Here is a 14,814-nt window from a genome sequence, read left to right on the forward strand (position 1 = left end):
ATTTAGTTGTTTATACGGGAGGGGAAATGAAAAACGTGCAGACAGGGACGCTGAGTCCGTTGATCCAACAAATGGTCAGCAGCATCACTGAACAGGATGGCGATGCGGCCATCGCCAACGCGCTTGACTGGCTGCGGGCCGAATGTCGCAGCGAGCGGGCCATGCTTTATCAGTATCGCAATGGCGTGCTGCTGAGCTGTATCACGTCGAACGTCGACAGTTACTGGAAGGATCTTTATTGCCAGGGACGCCTGATGATCGAAGACCCGGTCATCCGCTGCTACCGTCACACCATGGGCTTTCTGAATTGGGAAGAGGCGTTCAAGACGTACCCGCCCTCTGCGGCCTATATGGCGGCGGTGGAGGACTGCGATCTTTTACCAGCGTTTTCCTACGGCTACAGCAGCCAGACCCGAGCCAATCAGGGCGTCATCACCATCTGCACGCTCAACGGCATGGAGCGCCCGCTGTCCCACAACGATCGCTATCTGCTGACAAGTCTGGTGCCGATGCTTCATGTGGCAGGGAAGGGGCGTCAGTTGCAGACGCGGGCGCTGTCTCCAAAAGAGCTGGAGATTCTCAAATGGGCGCGGGAAGGCAAGACGGCGTGGGAGATCGGACTGATAAAAGAAGTCTCGGAGGCAACCGTCAAGCATCACTTCAAGAGCATCTACGCCAAGCTCGGGGTAACCAACCGCGCTCAGGCGGTGGGCGAGGCGTTGTGTCGGGGGATCATTCAGTAGCACCTGACTCGGTATCCGCCAGCGCTTGAGGTAAGCCTGGCAGAAAAAGCCTAAAAAAAAACCGCGATAGCATCAACTATCGCGGGAATCTACAAGGGATGCTTCGATGAGAGTGAAACGTGTTGCTGCCGGAACGCTAGGTTGCGGCGTACTACTTATCGGGTGTGATAAGTAGGCAAGTCAAAGCGGTGCTGGCTTTGCAACATCGAGATAGCGGGCAGCTCACTGGCTTGAGCGGCCAGGTCGCGACGAATCGCGCTGATCACCCATTCCAGCTGCACGGGGGTGTGCAGTTGAGCGTAGGACACGCAGCGGCGGATGTTGGTGCCTTCTTCGTTGCGCAGAGTCAACAGAACGCCACCGTCCGGACGCGGCTGGGTGGTGACTTCGAAATCGGAAAATACGGATGCGAATTTTTCTTGGATGAAAGTCATGTCTAGAGGCTCCATTGCTCATGGGATAACAAGCTTGGAATGACTAGTGCAGTGACTGTGCCAGCTTTTGAGCTTAAATAAATATCAATTAAATCAACGGTTTACAGATTTCTGAAAAATATTGCCTCGTGCAATATGCATGAATGCCGCTCGTGCATCCTGCAATTTACCGGAGTGGGGAGTAGGGGATGGGTGTGGCGAGGGGAGCGCTTGCCCATTGCGGACATAACTGAGACAGCGGTATCCCGGATTTATTTCACTACGTTGCTGAAATTTTCGCAGCACACCGTTGGCCGCCCCTATCGGTCTGATTGAAACCGCTGACTGGGCGCCCGAAACTGAAGCTGACATTGTGGATGCCCATTGTGCGGTGGCGCCATCAGTGGAACTAGACGCTTTGTCCAGGGCTCCTAGAGTGCCTGGCCTTAGATCGCCGCACCCGTTGATTGATCCCGCGCAATGCCTTGCGCTACTGGAGTTATGTAATGTCTGAAGCCCCCAACACGCCCGGTTCTGCCACGCGCATGACAGACGAAGAAGCACTGGAGTTTGCCGAGCAGGTATTCGACCGGGCCCGTGCCGGCGACGCCCCGATGCTCGACCGGCTGCTGGAAAACGGCTTGACCCCCAACCTTCGTAATCACAAAGGCGACACGCTGTTGATGCTGGCCAGCTATCACGGTCATCAAGACGCCGTGCGTGTACTGCTCAAGCACAAGGCTGACCCCGAGTTGCGCAATGACAACGGTCAGAGCCCGATCGCAGGGGCTGCTTTCAAGGGCGATCTGGAAACCGTGAAGATCCTTGTCGAAGGCGGCGCAGATGTCGAAGGCGCATCGGCCGATGGTCGGACAGCATTGATGATGGCGGCGATGTTCAACCGTACGGCCATCGTCGACTACCTGATCTCAAAGGGTGCCAATCCTCACATTCAGGATGCCAAGGGCGTTACTCCCTTGATGGCCGCGCAAACGATGGGCGCGACCGAGACCGCCGAGCAGCTCACCCGTCTGGGGGCGTAAGCGATAGAGGCGCGCAGCATTTCCAGCTATCCTGCGCGCCTGTTTCCTGCCCTCGGACGATCTGCCATGAACGCTTCACTCATCGAATTCATCAGCAAGATCAGCTCCGGCTGCATGAGCGATGAAGAAATCGGAAAAATCGCCGACGAGGCCGCCCAGGCTTACGCCGACCCCGATGCATTCCTGACCGCCAATCCCGATATCAATTTTGACGACACGTTCCCGATCCCGCTGGGAGAGTGGGTTGTCATCGGCAGCCTCCCCGACACCGTCTTGCTTCAGGCCGATACCTATCCTGACCTGCTCACCGAGATCATGGCGTCGTTCGGCCCGAACGTTCCGTTCAATATCAAGCCCAAGCAACTGGTCAAGGCCGAGCCGCTGGTGGCGTTGAACCGCATTCAGGTGCAGCTTTCCAGCATGAACAAGGACATGGGCGGTTATGTGCTGATGGACATCAGCGAGCCTCTGGACCATGTGTTGCAAACAGTGCTGGTCTACGGCACCGACGTTGAGCGGGTCATGGCCCTTGGCGTCGAGCTCGGGATATTGATAGAGCCTGCGCTGGAGGCGCTCAAGGCGCAGATTTGATCTTCGCCAGCGGCCTTTGCTGCGCCGCTAAATATCCCTGCCAACCCACGGAACCCTCATTGCAGGCCACCACTCTCAAGTGGGCAAGCCTTCAATAAGGAGCAACACCATGGGTTCTACCTTCAACGGTCTGATTGGCCTCATTATTCTGGCGCTGGATATCTGGGCCATCATCAACGTGCTGAAAAGCGGCGCGGAAACCGGGAAGAAAATTCTCTGGATTTTGCTGATTGTCATCCTGCCAGTGCTGGGCCTGATTATCTGGGCAATCGCCGGCCCGCGTGGCAACGTGCGTATCTAGTAACATGCATCTCTAGAAGCGCAGCTAGGCTTCAGAACACATGACGCCCGACTGGCCTGGCCAGTCGGGCGTTTTTGTCTGGGCGGATCACCCTCGCGCCACCACGACATTCGACCTGTCATGCTCCGCGACGTAGAATGCGCGCCTTCTTGTGGGCGGCCTGCCGTCCTGTCATCAGTAGTTATCGGGGACTCCCTCCATGAGCGATTATCAAGAAACGTTGTACGAAGGCTACGGTCAGCGCTTTCGCATGGAAAAAATGCTGCATGAAGTGCGCACCGAGCATCAGCATCTGGTGATTTTCCAGAACCCGCGCATGGGCCGCGTCATGGCGCTGGACGGCGTGATTCAGACCACTGAAGCCGACGAGTTCATCTATCACGAGATGCTCACCCACGTACCGATCCTGGCCCACGGCCGCGCCAAACGCGTCCTGATCATCGGCGGTGGCGATGGCGGCATGCTGCGCGAAGTCGCCAAGCACGCGACGGTCGAGCACATCACCATGGTCGAGATCGACGGCACCGTGGTCGAGATGTGCAAGGAATACCTGCCGAATCACTCCAAAGGCGCTTTCGATGATTCGCGTCTGAACCTGGTGATCGACGACGGCATGCGCTTTGTCGCCAACACCGAGGAAAAATTCGACGTCATCATTTCCGATTCGACTGACCCGATCGGGCCGGGCGAAGTGCTGTTCTCGGAGAACTTCTATCAAGCCTGCCATCGCTGCCTCAACGAAGGCGGCATTCTGGTCACGCAGAATGGCACGCCGTTCATGCAGCTGAGCGAAGTGCAGACCACGGCAGGGCGTATGAATGGCCTGTTTGCCGACTGGCATTTCTATCAGGCAGCGGTGCCCACCTATATTGGCGGCGCAATGACGTTCGCCTGGGGCTCGACGGATTCCCAGCATCGCAAGATTTCACTGGATACCTTGCATCAGCGATTCGCCGGCAGCGGCATCGTCACCCGTTACTACAACCCTGAGGTCCACATCGGGGCCTTCGCATTGCCGCAGTATGTGCTTCAGGCGATCAGCAAACCTAGCAACGCCTGACGGCTGCTGGTGTTACGTAAACCTGACATCCCCGCCTCAATGTCAGGTTTGCGTAACTTTTACTTGCTCGTCACTCATGTCACGTATACCTTCCATTCATTCTTGAATGTTATGCAGGCGTGACAAATGGACGCGACGTTATTGCTCGAACGTCTGGGCCGTCAGATCGAGGAAATGCGCAAATCCCGCGGCCTTACTCAGGTTCAGCTGGCCTACCAGTCGGGCATGACTCGGCAAAAGCTCGCCGAAGTTGAAAAAGGCAGCCCGACCGTGGCGGTGAATTTCTACGCCAAGGTCCTGGCCGCGTTGAATGCCGAGATAAAAGTCGTCTCCGCCCGACGCCCGACCTTTGAAGAGCTGCGCGAGGTGTTCCAGTGAAACCGCTGGATCGCGTACGCATTTTTACCCCGGAGGGTGAGAGCGGTGAGCTGTCGGCAGCGGAGTCAGGCGACTACCTGTTTCGCTACGGCCTGGACGCGAGTCCGGCGGCGCAGATCAGCCTGACCATGGGCGTGCGCGATGCGGCCTACGTATCGCGCAGCCTGCACCCGGTTTTCCAGATGAACCTGCCCGAAGGCTTCGTGCTGGAACAGTTGCGCAATCGCCTCGCCAAAACCACACCCATCAATCCCATGCTGCTGATGGCATTGACCGGCAGCGGTTCGCCGGTCGGCCGCGTGGCCGTGGCTTCGCCCATGATCGACGACTTGCTGGGTGGTGCGGGCCCGGTCGCAGGCAAAAGCCTGGGCCAGATACTCAGCTGGGACGGGACGCAGGATCTGTTTGCCGAACTGGTCGATCAGTACATTTTGCGCACGGGGATTTCAGGCGTTCAGCCCAAGGTCATCGTGCCCGACTCGGACTTTGTCACGGACCCGAAAGCCACGCTGTTGATGCCCGAATTGATCGTCAAGTCGGGGAGGGCGGACTTCCCAGGGCTGGCCGTCAATGAGTACGTGTGCATGGACGCTGCGCGCAGAGCCGGCATACCGGTACCGGAATTTTATCTGTCGGATAATCGCCAGCTGTTCGTGATGCGCCGTTTTGATCGGGACGCTGAGCAACGCGCCATCGGCTTCGAGGACATGGCCGTGCTGATGGGCCTGGGCACGGAACAGAAATACGATTCGAGCTACGAAAACATCGCCAAGGCCATTCGCCTGTTTTGCGCGCCGGAGCAGGTGCGTGATTCGCTGGACCAGTTCTTCGACATCGTTGCGCTCAGTTGCATGGTCGGCAACGGCGATGCGCACCTGAAGAACTTCGGGGTGCTGTACCGCGATCCTTTGGGGGCAGACGCACGACTGGCCCCGGCCTACGACATCGTCAATACCACCGCGTATATAAAGGATGACGCGCTTGCCCTGCGCCTGGATGGCTCGAAAAGCCTGTTCGGTTCAAGGCTAGGCATCCTGACCCTGGCGTCGACCTGTGACATCCGCAAACCGAACCTGCGCATCGCGCGGCTGATCGCGGCAGTGCAGGCGTCGCTGCAGGACAACGCCTCGCTCAGCACCCATGCACCTCATGTTTTCGAAGCCATCGAACACGCCGTCGAGCGGTATGCCCAGACATTCAAGGTTTGAGCGCCATTGAGGGCTTTGTAAGAAAATATGAGAGGCGGCATTAATGAACGGAATTTTCACCGTTTCTTCGGGAAGATTCGCGCCGTCTCAAGCCCGGCACCTGATTGAGGTAAATGTTTGTACCGATCCGTCATGAAGAATGCGCGGCATCGGTGGTAAACCGCGGAGGTTCACGTAATATTTGGCCCCCGCAGCCCGGACCGGCATTTTCGATGCGGTCGGGCGCACAGCTTTTTGAACCTAAACCTGAATCCAACGGATCCCACAACACATGGCCAAAACGGACGCCCCGGCGCGCGCGCCGCAACCTACCGTCAAATCGCACCTGGCCTATACGCTCCTGAGCGGCCTGGTGCTGATGGTCCTGTACACCCTTTTGCGCGTTGCGCTGCTGGTCTATAACCGCGAAGGCATCGGCGCGACGCCGGCTTCGACGTTCGTCGAGGCGTTCGGCAATGGCCTGCGATTCGATCTGCGTCTGGTCGTGTACATCCTGATTCCCCTTCTGCTGTCGCTGTTCAGCGCGCGCATGATGGCGGCCCGTGGGGTGTTTCGCTTCTGGCTGACGCTGGTTGCAAGCCTGACCGCGTTCTTCGGCCTGATGGAGATGGATTTCTACCGTGAATTCCACCAGCGCCTGAATGGCCTGGTTTTCCAGTATGTCAAAGAAGACCCGAAAACCGTTCTGAGCATGATCTGGTACGGCTATCCGGTGGTTCGCTATCTGCTGGCCTGGGCACTGCTGACCTGGCTGCTGAGCCTGGTCTTCAAAGGGGTTGATCGCCTGACCCGGCCCCGTGGCGGCTTCAACGTTGCCAGCGCCGACAACCGCGTGGTCGCGCCGCTGTACAAGCGCGCCGTGGTTTTTCTGCTGTGTCTGGTGGTGGCCGTCATCGCCGCTCGCGGCACCCTGCGTCAGGGCCCGCCGCTGCGTTGGGGCGATGCTTACACCACTGAATCCAACTTCGCCAACACCCTGGGCCTGAACGGCACGTTGACGCTGATCGCGGCGGCCAAGAGCCGGATGTCCGAGGACCGTGACAACATCTGGAAAGCGACCTTGCCTCAGGCCGAAGCCCAGCAGATCGTCCGCGACATGCTGCTGACCGCCAACGACAAGCTGATCGATCCAGAAAAAGCTGCGGTGCGTCGCGATTTCACGCCGCCGGCGGCCAACACGCTGCCGATCAAGAACGTCGTCGTGATCCTGATGGAAAGTTTCGCTGGCCATTCCGTGGGGGCGCTGGGTGATGAATCAAACATCACACCTTACTTCGACAAACTGTCCCAGGAAGGTCTGCTGTTCGATCGTTTCTTCTCCAATGGCACGCACACCCATCAGGGCATGTTCGCGACCATGGCATGCTTCCCGAACCTGCCGGGCTTCGAGTACCTGATGCAGACGCCGGAAGGCAGTCACAAGCTGTCCGGTCTGCCGCAGCTGCTCAGCGCGCGCAAGTATGACGACGTTTACGTCTACAACGGTGACTTCGCCTGGGATAACCAGTCCGGCTTCTTCAGCAACCAGGGCATGACCAACTTCATTGGCCGCAATGACTTCGTGAATCCGGTGTTCTCGGACCCGACCTGGGGTGTGTCCGACCAGGACATGTTCGACCGTGGCGCCGAAGAACTGAAAGCCCGCGAAGCCAAAGGCAAGCCGTTCTATGCCTTACTGCAAACCCTGTCCAACCACACGCCGTACGCACTGCCGGCCAATCTGCCGGTCGAGCGCGTGACCGGGCATGGCACCCTGGATGAACACCTCACCGCCATGCGTTATTCGGACTGGGCGCTGGGTCAGTTCTTCGAGAAGGCCAAGAAAGAGCCGTACTACAAAGACACGCTGTTTGTGGTCGTCGGTGACCACGGCTTCGGCAACAACGAGCAGATCACCGAGATGGACCTGGGCCGCTTCAACGTGCCGATGCTGATGATCGCCCCGGGCCTGCAAGACAAGTTCGGCAAGCGCAACAGCATCGTCGGCACGCAGATCGACATCGTGCCGACTATCATGGGCCGCCTGGGTGGCGACACCGTGCACCAGTGCTGGGGCCGCGACTTGCTCAATCTGCCGGCGGGAGACGAGGGCTTCGGTGTGATCAAGCCATCGGGCAGCGAGCAGACCGTGGCGCTGGTCACCGGCAACCGGATCCTGATCGAACCCAAGGAAATGGAGCCGAAGGTCTACAGCTACGAGTTGGGCACCAAGCCCCACGCCGAGCTGATGCCGAATGCGCCCGACGTCACCGAGTTGCGCAAGAAGCTCGACAGCTTCCTGCAGACCGCGACCAGGAGCCTGCTGGACAACACGGCAGGGGTCAAAGACGCCAAGCCACAATAACGGCAGCCACATGAAAAACGCCCCGAGACCGGGGCGTTTTTTTGGGGCCGCGCATTATGAGTTGAAGCTATGAAGCTCCGGCGTGCGCTGACGATTCGGGTTGAACGTCGTTGCGCCGCAAGGGTCAAGATCAACAGGCTGTAGTCAGGCCTTTACTGAGGAGACATTGATGAAAGTGTGGACTATTTCGTTTCTGGACAAAGACGGTGTGCAGCAAACCCTCGATCTTGAATCCGATCACCGTCCCAGTGAAGAAGAGGCTGCGCAGCAACTCCGTCCGATCCTGTTTCCGGTCGCCAGTGATCTTGATCTGATCGACCTCGACGGTCGCACTGCCGAGCCCACCGTGAAGACACTCAAAGAGCAGAACGCGGTACAGATCATCTCCATCGTCGAGGCTTCGTAAGAAGCCTGCATTTCACGGCATCCTGCCAATTGGCAACGCGCTATCAATGGGCGTACTCTGCCAGCGAGGTCGGTGATGCATCTACCCGAGTCCGCTCGCGTACGTATGCCCGTTTTGTAAAGCGCACCGGCCTTGTCAGCGACATGCTTGAGTCCCGGGCGGCAGATGACCTGCCGCTACACGCCTCGCCCTCGAGGGGTGTTTCGGGATAGTTGAAACTCTATCTATCGTTGCATAGGAGGACGTTTCATGAGCACAGCCTATCAAGAAGACGTCAGCAGCCATGTTCTGCGCTGCATGAAAGAAGGCGGTTTCGACTTCGCACGCATTCACCCCATTGAGTTCTATGCCACCTTTCCGGATGAGGACCGGGCGCGTCAGGCTGCGGAAAAATTTCGTGGCGAGTCAGTCAATGTCCAGCTCAATGCACTGGAAGACGGTGCCTGGCACCTGGAACTGAGCAAAGTGATGTACGCCACCTACGACGGGATAGGCGATTTCGAGCAGGATTTCCAGACCGCGATTGTCGGCCTGGACGGGGAGGTCGAAGGCTGGGGCGTCAAACAGGTACTCCAGCGCCTTCATTGACATTGAGGCGCTGACGCCATTGCGCCGATCTTCAAACGCTGTCTCCCGGCTCCACGACAAAAGTGGGGCGGGAGATGCACCGAGCTGAATCACAGGCAAAAAAAAGCCGCTCTCTTGGGAGCGGCGGAAAGGGAATATCGGTTGTCTGCAGCGATGCTGCGAATAAGGTTTTGTAGCCAATCGCCTTGTGTGATCCGGCGGGTTGGTCTGCGGTATGGGGCGATTATGCTCAGCTCACGTACCGCGCGGAAATGAACTCTGGCTATGCGCGCGATAGTTTTTCCAAGCGCGGGACGCTTCGCCATGGAGCGTCAGGTAACAGGTCAGGGCGCATCGCGCACAGGAATGGTGCGAGCGCTCCGGCTCTTTAAATCAACCCGTTGATTTTCAAGCGTTTATGCCGATGGCACGGGCCTTGCGAAGGCTCTGGTGTCCATGGTGACAAGGAGTACGGCATGATCCGCACCTTTTATGACGAGATGTACGATGCGGGCGGCATAGTCCGTCCGCATTATCGGGAATTCGCCCGCTGGCTGGGCGAAGCGCCGCCTGAGTTGCTCGCTCAGCGCCGGCGTGAGGCCGATTTGTTGTTTCATCGCGCCGGGATCACGTTCACGCTGTACGGCGACGAGCAGGGCACCGAGCGGCTCATCCCCTTCGATACGATTCCGCGCAGTATCCCGGCCAGCGAATGGCGGGTGGTGGAGCGCGGTTGCATTCAGCGCGTCAAGGCGCTGAACATGTTTCTCGCTGACCTTTATCATGATCAGCGCATCATCAAGGCCGGGATCATTCCCGCCGAACAGGTCCTCGCCAATGAGCAATACCAGTTGGCGATGCAGGGACTGAATCTTCATCGCGACCTGTATTCGCATATCTCCGGCGTCGATCTGGTGCGTGATGGCGATGGCACGTATTACGTGCTCGAAGACAACCTGCGCACCCCCAGCGGCGTGAGCTACATGCTCGAAGACCGCAAGATGATGATGCGGCTGTTCCCCGAGCTGTTCGCCGCGCAACGCATCGCGCCCATCGATCACTATCCGAATCTGCTGCTGGACACCCTGAAAAGCTCGAGTCCGCTGGATAACCCCAGCGTCGTCGTGCTGACTCCCGGGCGCTTCAACAGCGCGTTTTTCGAGCATGCGTTTCTCGCCCGTGAAATGGGCGTCGAACTGGTCGAAGGCGCCGATCTGTTCGTGCGCGATGACCGCGTCTTCATGCGCACCACGGACGGGCCGAAAGCGGTCGACGTGATTTACCGCAGGCTCGACGACGCATTCCTTGATCCGCTGGCGTTCAATCCGGATTCGATGCTCGGCGTGCCGGGCCTGCTGGCCGCCTACCGCTCCGGCAATGTTGTGCTGGCCAATGCCATCGGCACCGGCGTGGCGGACGACAAGTCGGTCTACCCCTTCGTGACCGACATGATCCGTTTCTACCTCGACGAAGAGCCGATCCTCAAGAACGTGCCGACCTGGCAGTGCCGCAAGCCCGAAGAGCTGTCCCACGTGCTCGCCAACCTGGGCGATCTGGTGGTCAAGGAAACCCAAGGCTCCGGCGGTTACGGCATGCTCGTCGGTCCCGCCGCCACTGCCGCCGAAATCGAGTCGTTCCGGGCGCGGCTCAAGGCCAAGCCCCACGCGTACATCGCCCAGCCGACCTTGTGCCTGTCGACCTGTCCGACCTTCGTCGAGAACGGCATCGCCCCACGCCACATCGACCTTCGCCCGTTCGTCCTGGCTGGCCGCGAAACCCGTGTAGTGCCCGGCGGTCTCACGCGCGTTGCCCTGCGCGAAGGCTCGCTGGTGGTGAATTCGTCGCAGGGTGGTGGAACCAAGGACACCTGGGTGGTCGAGGATTAAGGATGCCTGCCAATGCTAAGTAGAACTGCCTCGGATTTATATTGGATGTCGCGGTACCTGGAGCGCGCCGAAAACCTCGCGCGGATGCTCGACGTCAGTTACTCGCTGTCGCTGATGCCACAGGACGGACGCGGGGATGGCCTCAATGAAATCGCCATGCCACTGCTGATCACTGGAACCCTGGACGATTACCTGGAGCGCCACGGCGACCTGCACGCCGAGCGCTTGCTGCACTTTTTCGCGCTGGACGCCGAAAACCCGGCCAGCATCTTCAGCTGTCTGGGTGCGGCGCGGGCCAGTGCCCACGCAGTACGCGGGCGTATTACTGCGGACATGTGGGAAAACATCAACGCCACCTACCTGGAAATTCGCGGCATCGCCGAACAGGGGTTGAGTCGCTACGGAATGAGCCGTTTCTGTGAGTGGGTCAAGGAGCGTTCGCACCTGTTCCGCGGCGCCACCTATGGCACCATCATGCGCAACGACGCCTTCCGTTTCATTCGTCTGGGCACATTCATCGAGCGCGCCGACAACACCCTGCGCATGCTCGATGCGCGATATGAAATGCTCGAATTGCGCGGCCCGTCCGCCAACGCGGCGGCAGACAGTTCCGCCGCCGGCTATTACCAATGGAGTGCGCTGTTGCGCGCGTTGTCGTCATTCGAGGCGTACACGGAGGTTTATCGCGATGCACCGGGTGCCCGTCAGGTCGCCGAATTGCTGCTGTTGCGTGCGGACATTCCGCGCTCATTGCGTGCGTGTCTGGAGGAGCTGGACATCATTCTCGCCAGTCTGCCGGGGGCCAATGGCCGTCCCGCCCAGCGTCTGGCCGCCGAGCTGGACGCTCGCCTGCGCTACACCGGCATCGACGAGATCCTCGATGAAGGCCTGCATGAGTGGTTGAACGAATTCATCCCACTTCTGGCCCAACTGGGTAGCGTCATTCACACTTCTTACCTGGAGGCTGCATGAGACTCTCAATTAGCCACGAGACCACCTATCACTACGACGATCAGGTCCGCGCCAGCATCCAGTATTTGCGTCTGACTCCCCATGACAGCGAGCGCCAGCAGGTGCTGAGCTGGCAATTGGCATTGCCGCGCCCGGTGCGTGCTCAGATCGATCCCTTCGGCAATATTCTCCACGTCCTGACGCTGGACGAACCCCATGAAGCCATCGTCATTGGCGCGCGTGGCCAGGTCGAGATCGACGAGAAGCGCGAGGCGGAACATGAAAGCCAGTCTGCGTTGCCGTTCCTGCGCTTTACCCGCCTGACCGAGGCTGACGAAGCGATTCGCGCCTTTGCCATCGCGCAGACCCACAAGCGCACCGACCGCACCGCGCTGATCGATATGATGCACGCGCTCAACGAGCACATCACCTACACGCCAGGCTCGACAGCCGTCGACACGAGCGCCGCACAAGCGTTCGCCAATCGCGTCGGCGTGTGTCAGGACCACACCCATGCGTTTCTGGCCTGCGCCCGCAGTCTGGGGGTGCCGGCGCGCTATGTGTCGGGTTATCTCTGCAGCGACAGCAGCGAGCATCTGTCCAGCCATGCGTGGGCGGAGGCGTGGATTGACGACGCCTGGTACAGCTTCGACGTGACCAATCAATTGGCGATCCCGGAGCGGCATCTGAAGCTCGCCGTCGGCCTGGATTACCTGGACGCCTGCCCGGTGCGCGGCATGCGCCGTGGCGGTGGTTGCGAGCAGATGCACGCCAAGGTGGTGGTGTCGCCCTCGGCGCCGATCGCTATGCCGGCGGCTGCGAAAAAGCCAGCGCCGGCGCCGATGATTCAGGTGCAACGCCAGGGCTGATCAACCCGTAGCGGTCGAGCGTTCAGAAGAACGCTCGGCGGCCATCAGCCGAACGGCGCGCTACTCGGTGCGCCTGAATGCCACCCCCAAGATCCCAAAACTTCGCGAGTTCAATACGCGATACCCGCACGGCCGCCGGTGACCTGCAGGACACAGGCAAGTCGGGGGTCGGGGCTGCGCTTGCAAGCGGCAGGATGCTCAGCCAAACAGGCGGGTCATGTTGGGCAGGATGAGCAGCAGCGTAGTGGCGAAAACAATTAATCCAGCCTGGCGTATTTTCGAGCGTTTGAATTTGAACATAGTGGATGCCTTTCTTGTTATTCCTGAGCGACAGAAACCCATGGGCCTTGGGTATAACCAAAGCGAGGGTTGGCAAAGGTGAGGCAAAAGAGCAGGTGCCCCGATCAGCAGATCGCAAGCGGCAGGCGCTGGGTGAATCGTTTTTGTTGTGGCGCCACTGCTACTGACTAAACCTTAGAGCCCACGTGCTGTGCGGCTTAGATCGTTAAGGATTAACCCACTCGATTTTTATTGCTTTACCACATTTGGCGAATAGCTATCACTCAGATATTCGCTTGCTAGACACCTGCGTACCAAACCGCCCTGGTTCAATAGCTCGCTACCGTTCGTCAGAGTCCGAAACTTCCCACAACCAGCTACCCTGTCAACCGATCAGGCGAAAGATCGCGCTGTGTGATACCGCTTATGATAGACAGTGCTCCCATGACAGTTCGACTGTCGATCGCGCCAATAAAAAGACAGTTCATCGGGTTAACGAGGACAGGATGACCGAAGCGTTTATTTACGATGCCTTGCGCACGCCGCGGGGCAGGGGCAAGCCGGATGGCGCCTTGTACAGTGTCAAACCGGTGGATCTGGTGGCGGGGCTGCTGAAAGAACTGCAAGTGCGCAATCACCTCGACACCCACCACGTTGATGACATTGTGCTGGGCTGCGTGACGCCCATCGGCGATCAAGGCGCCGATATTGCCAAAACCGCAGCGCTGGTCGCCGATTGGGCCGCCAGCGTGGCCGGGGTCCAGATCAACCGGTTTTGCGCATCCGGGCTTGAGGCGGTGAATCTGGGGGCGATGAAGATCCGCTCCGGGTTCGAGGATCTGTTGGTGGTCGGCGGCGTGGAATCGATGTCGCGGGTGCCGATGGCCAGTGACGGCGGCGCCTGGATGCTGGACCCGCAAACCAGCCTGCACACTCACTACACGCCCCAGGGGATCGGCGCCGACCTGATCGCAACCCTTGAAGGCTTCAGCCGCGATGACGTGGATATGTTCGCCGTGCAATCCCAGCACAAAGCGGCGCTGGCCCGGGAGCGGGGCGCATTCCGCCGTTCGCTGGTGCCGGTCAGGGACCAGAATGGCCTGCTCTTGCTCGACCATGACGAGTTCATCCGCCCCGACACGACACGGGAGGCGTTGGGCAAACTGCGCCCCAGTTTTGAGGCGATCGGCAAAATGGGCTATGACGCCACGGCGCTGCGCGTCTACAGCCACGTTGAGCGCATTGAGCACGTGCACACGCCGGGCAACAGCTCCGGCATCGTCGATGGCGCCGCCTTGATGCTGCTCGGCACCGCGCAAAAAGGTCAGGCGCTGGGGCTGCGGCCCCGGGCACGCATTGTGATGACGGCGGTGACCAGCACCGATCCGACCATCATGCTCACAGGTCCCGCGCCCGCCACGCGCAAAGCCCTGGCGCGAGCGGGGCTGACCATCGATGACATCGATCTGTTCGAGGTCAACGAGGCCTTTGCCTCGGTGGTGCTCAAGTTCATCAAGGACTTGGACATCGACCCCGACAAGGTCAACGTGAACGGCGGCTCGATCGCCCTCGGCCATCCACTGGGTGCCACGGGCTGCATCATTCTCGGAACACTGCTCGATGAGCTGGAAGCCCGGCAATTGCGCTACGGCCTGGCGACCCTGTGCGTCGGCGGCGGCATGGGCATCGCGACGATCATTGAGCGGGTGTGAGCGTGAAGCACGATAACCACTTCGCCGACCGCCTTTATCCGACAACCGTTTCAGGAAGAACGA

The 14,814-nt window shown here is 59.4% G+C and carries 15 protein-coding genes; 14 read left to right on the plus strand and 1 reads right to left on the minus strand.

All coding sequences use genetic code 11. From position 1 onward, the window contains the following. Positions 1–26 precede the first annotated feature (26 nt). The gene (locus FX982_RS15795) at positions 27–743 is read left to right on the plus strand and encodes a helix-turn-helix transcriptional regulator (RefSeq protein ID WP_172611560.1); all 717 of its coding nucleotides are present in this window, start codon (positions 27–29) and stop codon (positions 741–743) included. A 155-nt stretch (positions 744–898) separates the two neighbouring features. Here the strand turns inward: FX982_RS15795 and FX982_RS15800 are convergent, their stop codons facing one another. After that, a complete protein-coding gene (locus FX982_RS15800; RefSeq protein WP_074891912.1) occupies positions 899–1,177 on the minus strand; it encodes a DUF3509 domain-containing protein in 279 nt (92 codons plus the stop codon). Between the two features lie 485 nt (positions 1,178–1,662). On the opposite strand from FX982_RS15800, the gene FX982_RS15805 reads away from it, so the two are divergent. From FX982_RS15805 to FX982_RS15865, 13 genes are all read left to right on the plus strand, one after another. Continuing rightward, on the plus strand, positions 1,663–2,199 hold the full coding sequence (locus tag FX982_RS15805) for an ankyrin repeat domain-containing protein (RefSeq protein WP_163023067.1): 537 nt from the start codon (positions 1,663–1,665) through the stop codon (positions 2,197–2,199). Between the two features lie 66 nt (positions 2,200–2,265). After that, positions 2,266–2,790, plus strand: coding sequence for a hypothetical protein (locus FX982_RS15810; RefSeq protein ID WP_122624152.1), 525 nt, complete (start codon positions 2,266–2,268; stop codon positions 2,788–2,790). 109 nt (positions 2,791–2,899) lie between these two features. Beyond that, entirely contained in the window at positions 2,900–3,091 is a 192-nt protein-coding gene (locus FX982_RS15815; RefSeq protein ID WP_037009073.1) for a PLDc N-terminal domain-containing protein, read from the plus strand. 199 nt (positions 3,092–3,290) lie between these two features. Further along, complete coding sequence (speE, locus tag FX982_RS15820) at positions 3,291–4,151, plus strand: polyamine aminopropyltransferase (RefSeq protein ID WP_065989394.1); 861 nt, start codon at positions 3,291–3,293, stop codon at positions 4,149–4,151. Positions 4,152–4,277: 126 nt separating this feature from the next. Then, positions 4,278–4,529: a helix-turn-helix domain-containing protein gene (locus FX982_RS15825; RefSeq protein ID WP_122624154.1), complete on the plus strand. Its 252-nt coding sequence runs from the start codon at positions 4,278–4,280 to the stop codon at positions 4,527–4,529. 5 nt (positions 4,530–4,534) lie between these two features. Continuing rightward, complete coding sequence (locus tag FX982_RS15830) at positions 4,535–5,737, plus strand: type II toxin-antitoxin system HipA family toxin (RefSeq protein WP_172613072.1); 1,203 nt, start codon at positions 4,535–4,537, stop codon at positions 5,735–5,737. A gap of 271 nt (positions 5,738–6,008) precedes the next feature. Then, on the plus strand, positions 6,009–8,081 hold the full coding sequence (locus FX982_RS15835; RefSeq protein WP_172611561.1) for an LTA synthase family protein: 2,073 nt from the start codon (positions 6,009–6,011) through the stop codon (positions 8,079–8,081). A gap of 169 nt (positions 8,082–8,250) precedes the next feature. Continuing rightward, positions 8,251–8,487: a hypothetical protein gene (locus FX982_RS15840; protein ID WP_172611562.1), complete on the plus strand. Its 237-nt coding sequence runs from the start codon at positions 8,251–8,253 to the stop codon at positions 8,485–8,487. A 249-nt stretch (positions 8,488–8,736) separates the two neighbouring features. Beyond that, entirely contained in the window at positions 8,737–9,075 is a 339-nt protein-coding gene (locus tag FX982_RS15845) for a ribonuclease E inhibitor RraB (RefSeq protein WP_122535171.1), read from the plus strand. Positions 9,076–9,530: 455 nt separating this feature from the next. Then, positions 9,531–10,940: a circularly permuted type 2 ATP-grasp protein gene (locus tag FX982_RS15850; protein WP_074891898.1), complete on the plus strand. Its 1,410-nt coding sequence runs from the start codon at positions 9,531–9,533 to the stop codon at positions 10,938–10,940. 12 nt (positions 10,941–10,952) lie between these two features. Then, positions 10,953–11,912 carry an alpha-E domain-containing protein gene (locus FX982_RS15855; RefSeq protein WP_065989404.1) on the plus strand — a complete coding sequence of 320 codons (960 nt, stop codon included), beginning with the start codon at positions 10,953–10,955 and terminating at the stop codon, positions 11,910–11,912. Next, complete coding sequence (locus FX982_RS15860; protein WP_172611563.1) at positions 11,909–12,760, plus strand: transglutaminase family protein; 852 nt, start codon at positions 11,909–11,911, stop codon at positions 12,758–12,760. The genes FX982_RS15855 and FX982_RS15860 overlap by 4 nt, the downstream gene beginning before the upstream one ends. Before the next feature lie 785 nt (positions 12,761–13,545). Continuing rightward, positions 13,546–14,751 (plus strand): acetyl-CoA C-acetyltransferase, encoded by a 1,206-nt coding sequence (locus FX982_RS15865; RefSeq protein WP_172611564.1) that lies wholly within the window; start codon positions 13,546–13,548, stop codon positions 14,749–14,751. The last annotated feature ends 63 nt before the right edge of the window (positions 14,752–14,814 follow it).

Source organism: Pseudomonas graminis (assembly GCF_013201545.1).
Classification (GTDB): Bacteria; Pseudomonadota; Gammaproteobacteria; order Pseudomonadales; family Pseudomonadaceae; genus Aquipseudomonas.

Bases quoted from the DNA above. Each gene is read 5' to 3' on its own strand.
- FX982_RS15795 (WP_172611560.1), top strand. From the start codon at position 27: ATGAAAAACGTGCAGACAGGGACGCTGAGTCCGTTGATCCAACAAATG.
- FX982_RS15800 (WP_074891912.1), bottom strand. From the start codon at position 1,177: ATGACTTTCATCCAAGAAAAATTCGCATCCGTATTTTCCGATTTCGAA.
- FX982_RS15805 (WP_163023067.1), top strand. From the start codon at position 1,663: ATGTCTGAAGCCCCCAACACGCCCGGTTCTGCCACGCGCATGACAGAC.
- FX982_RS15810 (WP_122624152.1), top strand. From the start codon at position 2,266: ATGAACGCTTCACTCATCGAATTCATCAGCAAGATCAGCTCCGGCTGC.
- FX982_RS15815 (WP_037009073.1), top strand. From the start codon at position 2,900: ATGGGTTCTACCTTCAACGGTCTGATTGGCCTCATTATTCTGGCGCTG.
- speE (WP_065989394.1), top strand. From the start codon at position 3,291: ATGAGCGATTATCAAGAAACGTTGTACGAAGGCTACGGTCAGCGCTTT.
- FX982_RS15825 (WP_122624154.1), top strand. From the start codon at position 4,278: ATGGACGCGACGTTATTGCTCGAACGTCTGGGCCGTCAGATCGAGGAA.
- FX982_RS15835 (WP_172611561.1), top strand. From the start codon at position 6,009: ATGGCCAAAACGGACGCCCCGGCGCGCGCGCCGCAACCTACCGTCAAA.
- FX982_RS15840 (WP_172611562.1), top strand. From the start codon at position 8,251: ATGAAAGTGTGGACTATTTCGTTTCTGGACAAAGACGGTGTGCAGCAA.
- FX982_RS15845 (WP_122535171.1), top strand. From the start codon at position 8,737: ATGAGCACAGCCTATCAAGAAGACGTCAGCAGCCATGTTCTGCGCTGC.
- FX982_RS15850 (WP_074891898.1), top strand. From the start codon at position 9,531: ATGATCCGCACCTTTTATGACGAGATGTACGATGCGGGCGGCATAGTC.
- FX982_RS15855 (WP_065989404.1), top strand. From the start codon at position 10,953: ATGCTAAGTAGAACTGCCTCGGATTTATATTGGATGTCGCGGTACCTG.
- FX982_RS15860 (WP_172611563.1), top strand. From the start codon at position 11,909: ATGAGACTCTCAATTAGCCACGAGACCACCTATCACTACGACGATCAG.
- FX982_RS15865 (WP_172611564.1), top strand. From the start codon at position 13,546: ATGACCGAAGCGTTTATTTACGATGCCTTGCGCACGCCGCGGGGCAGG.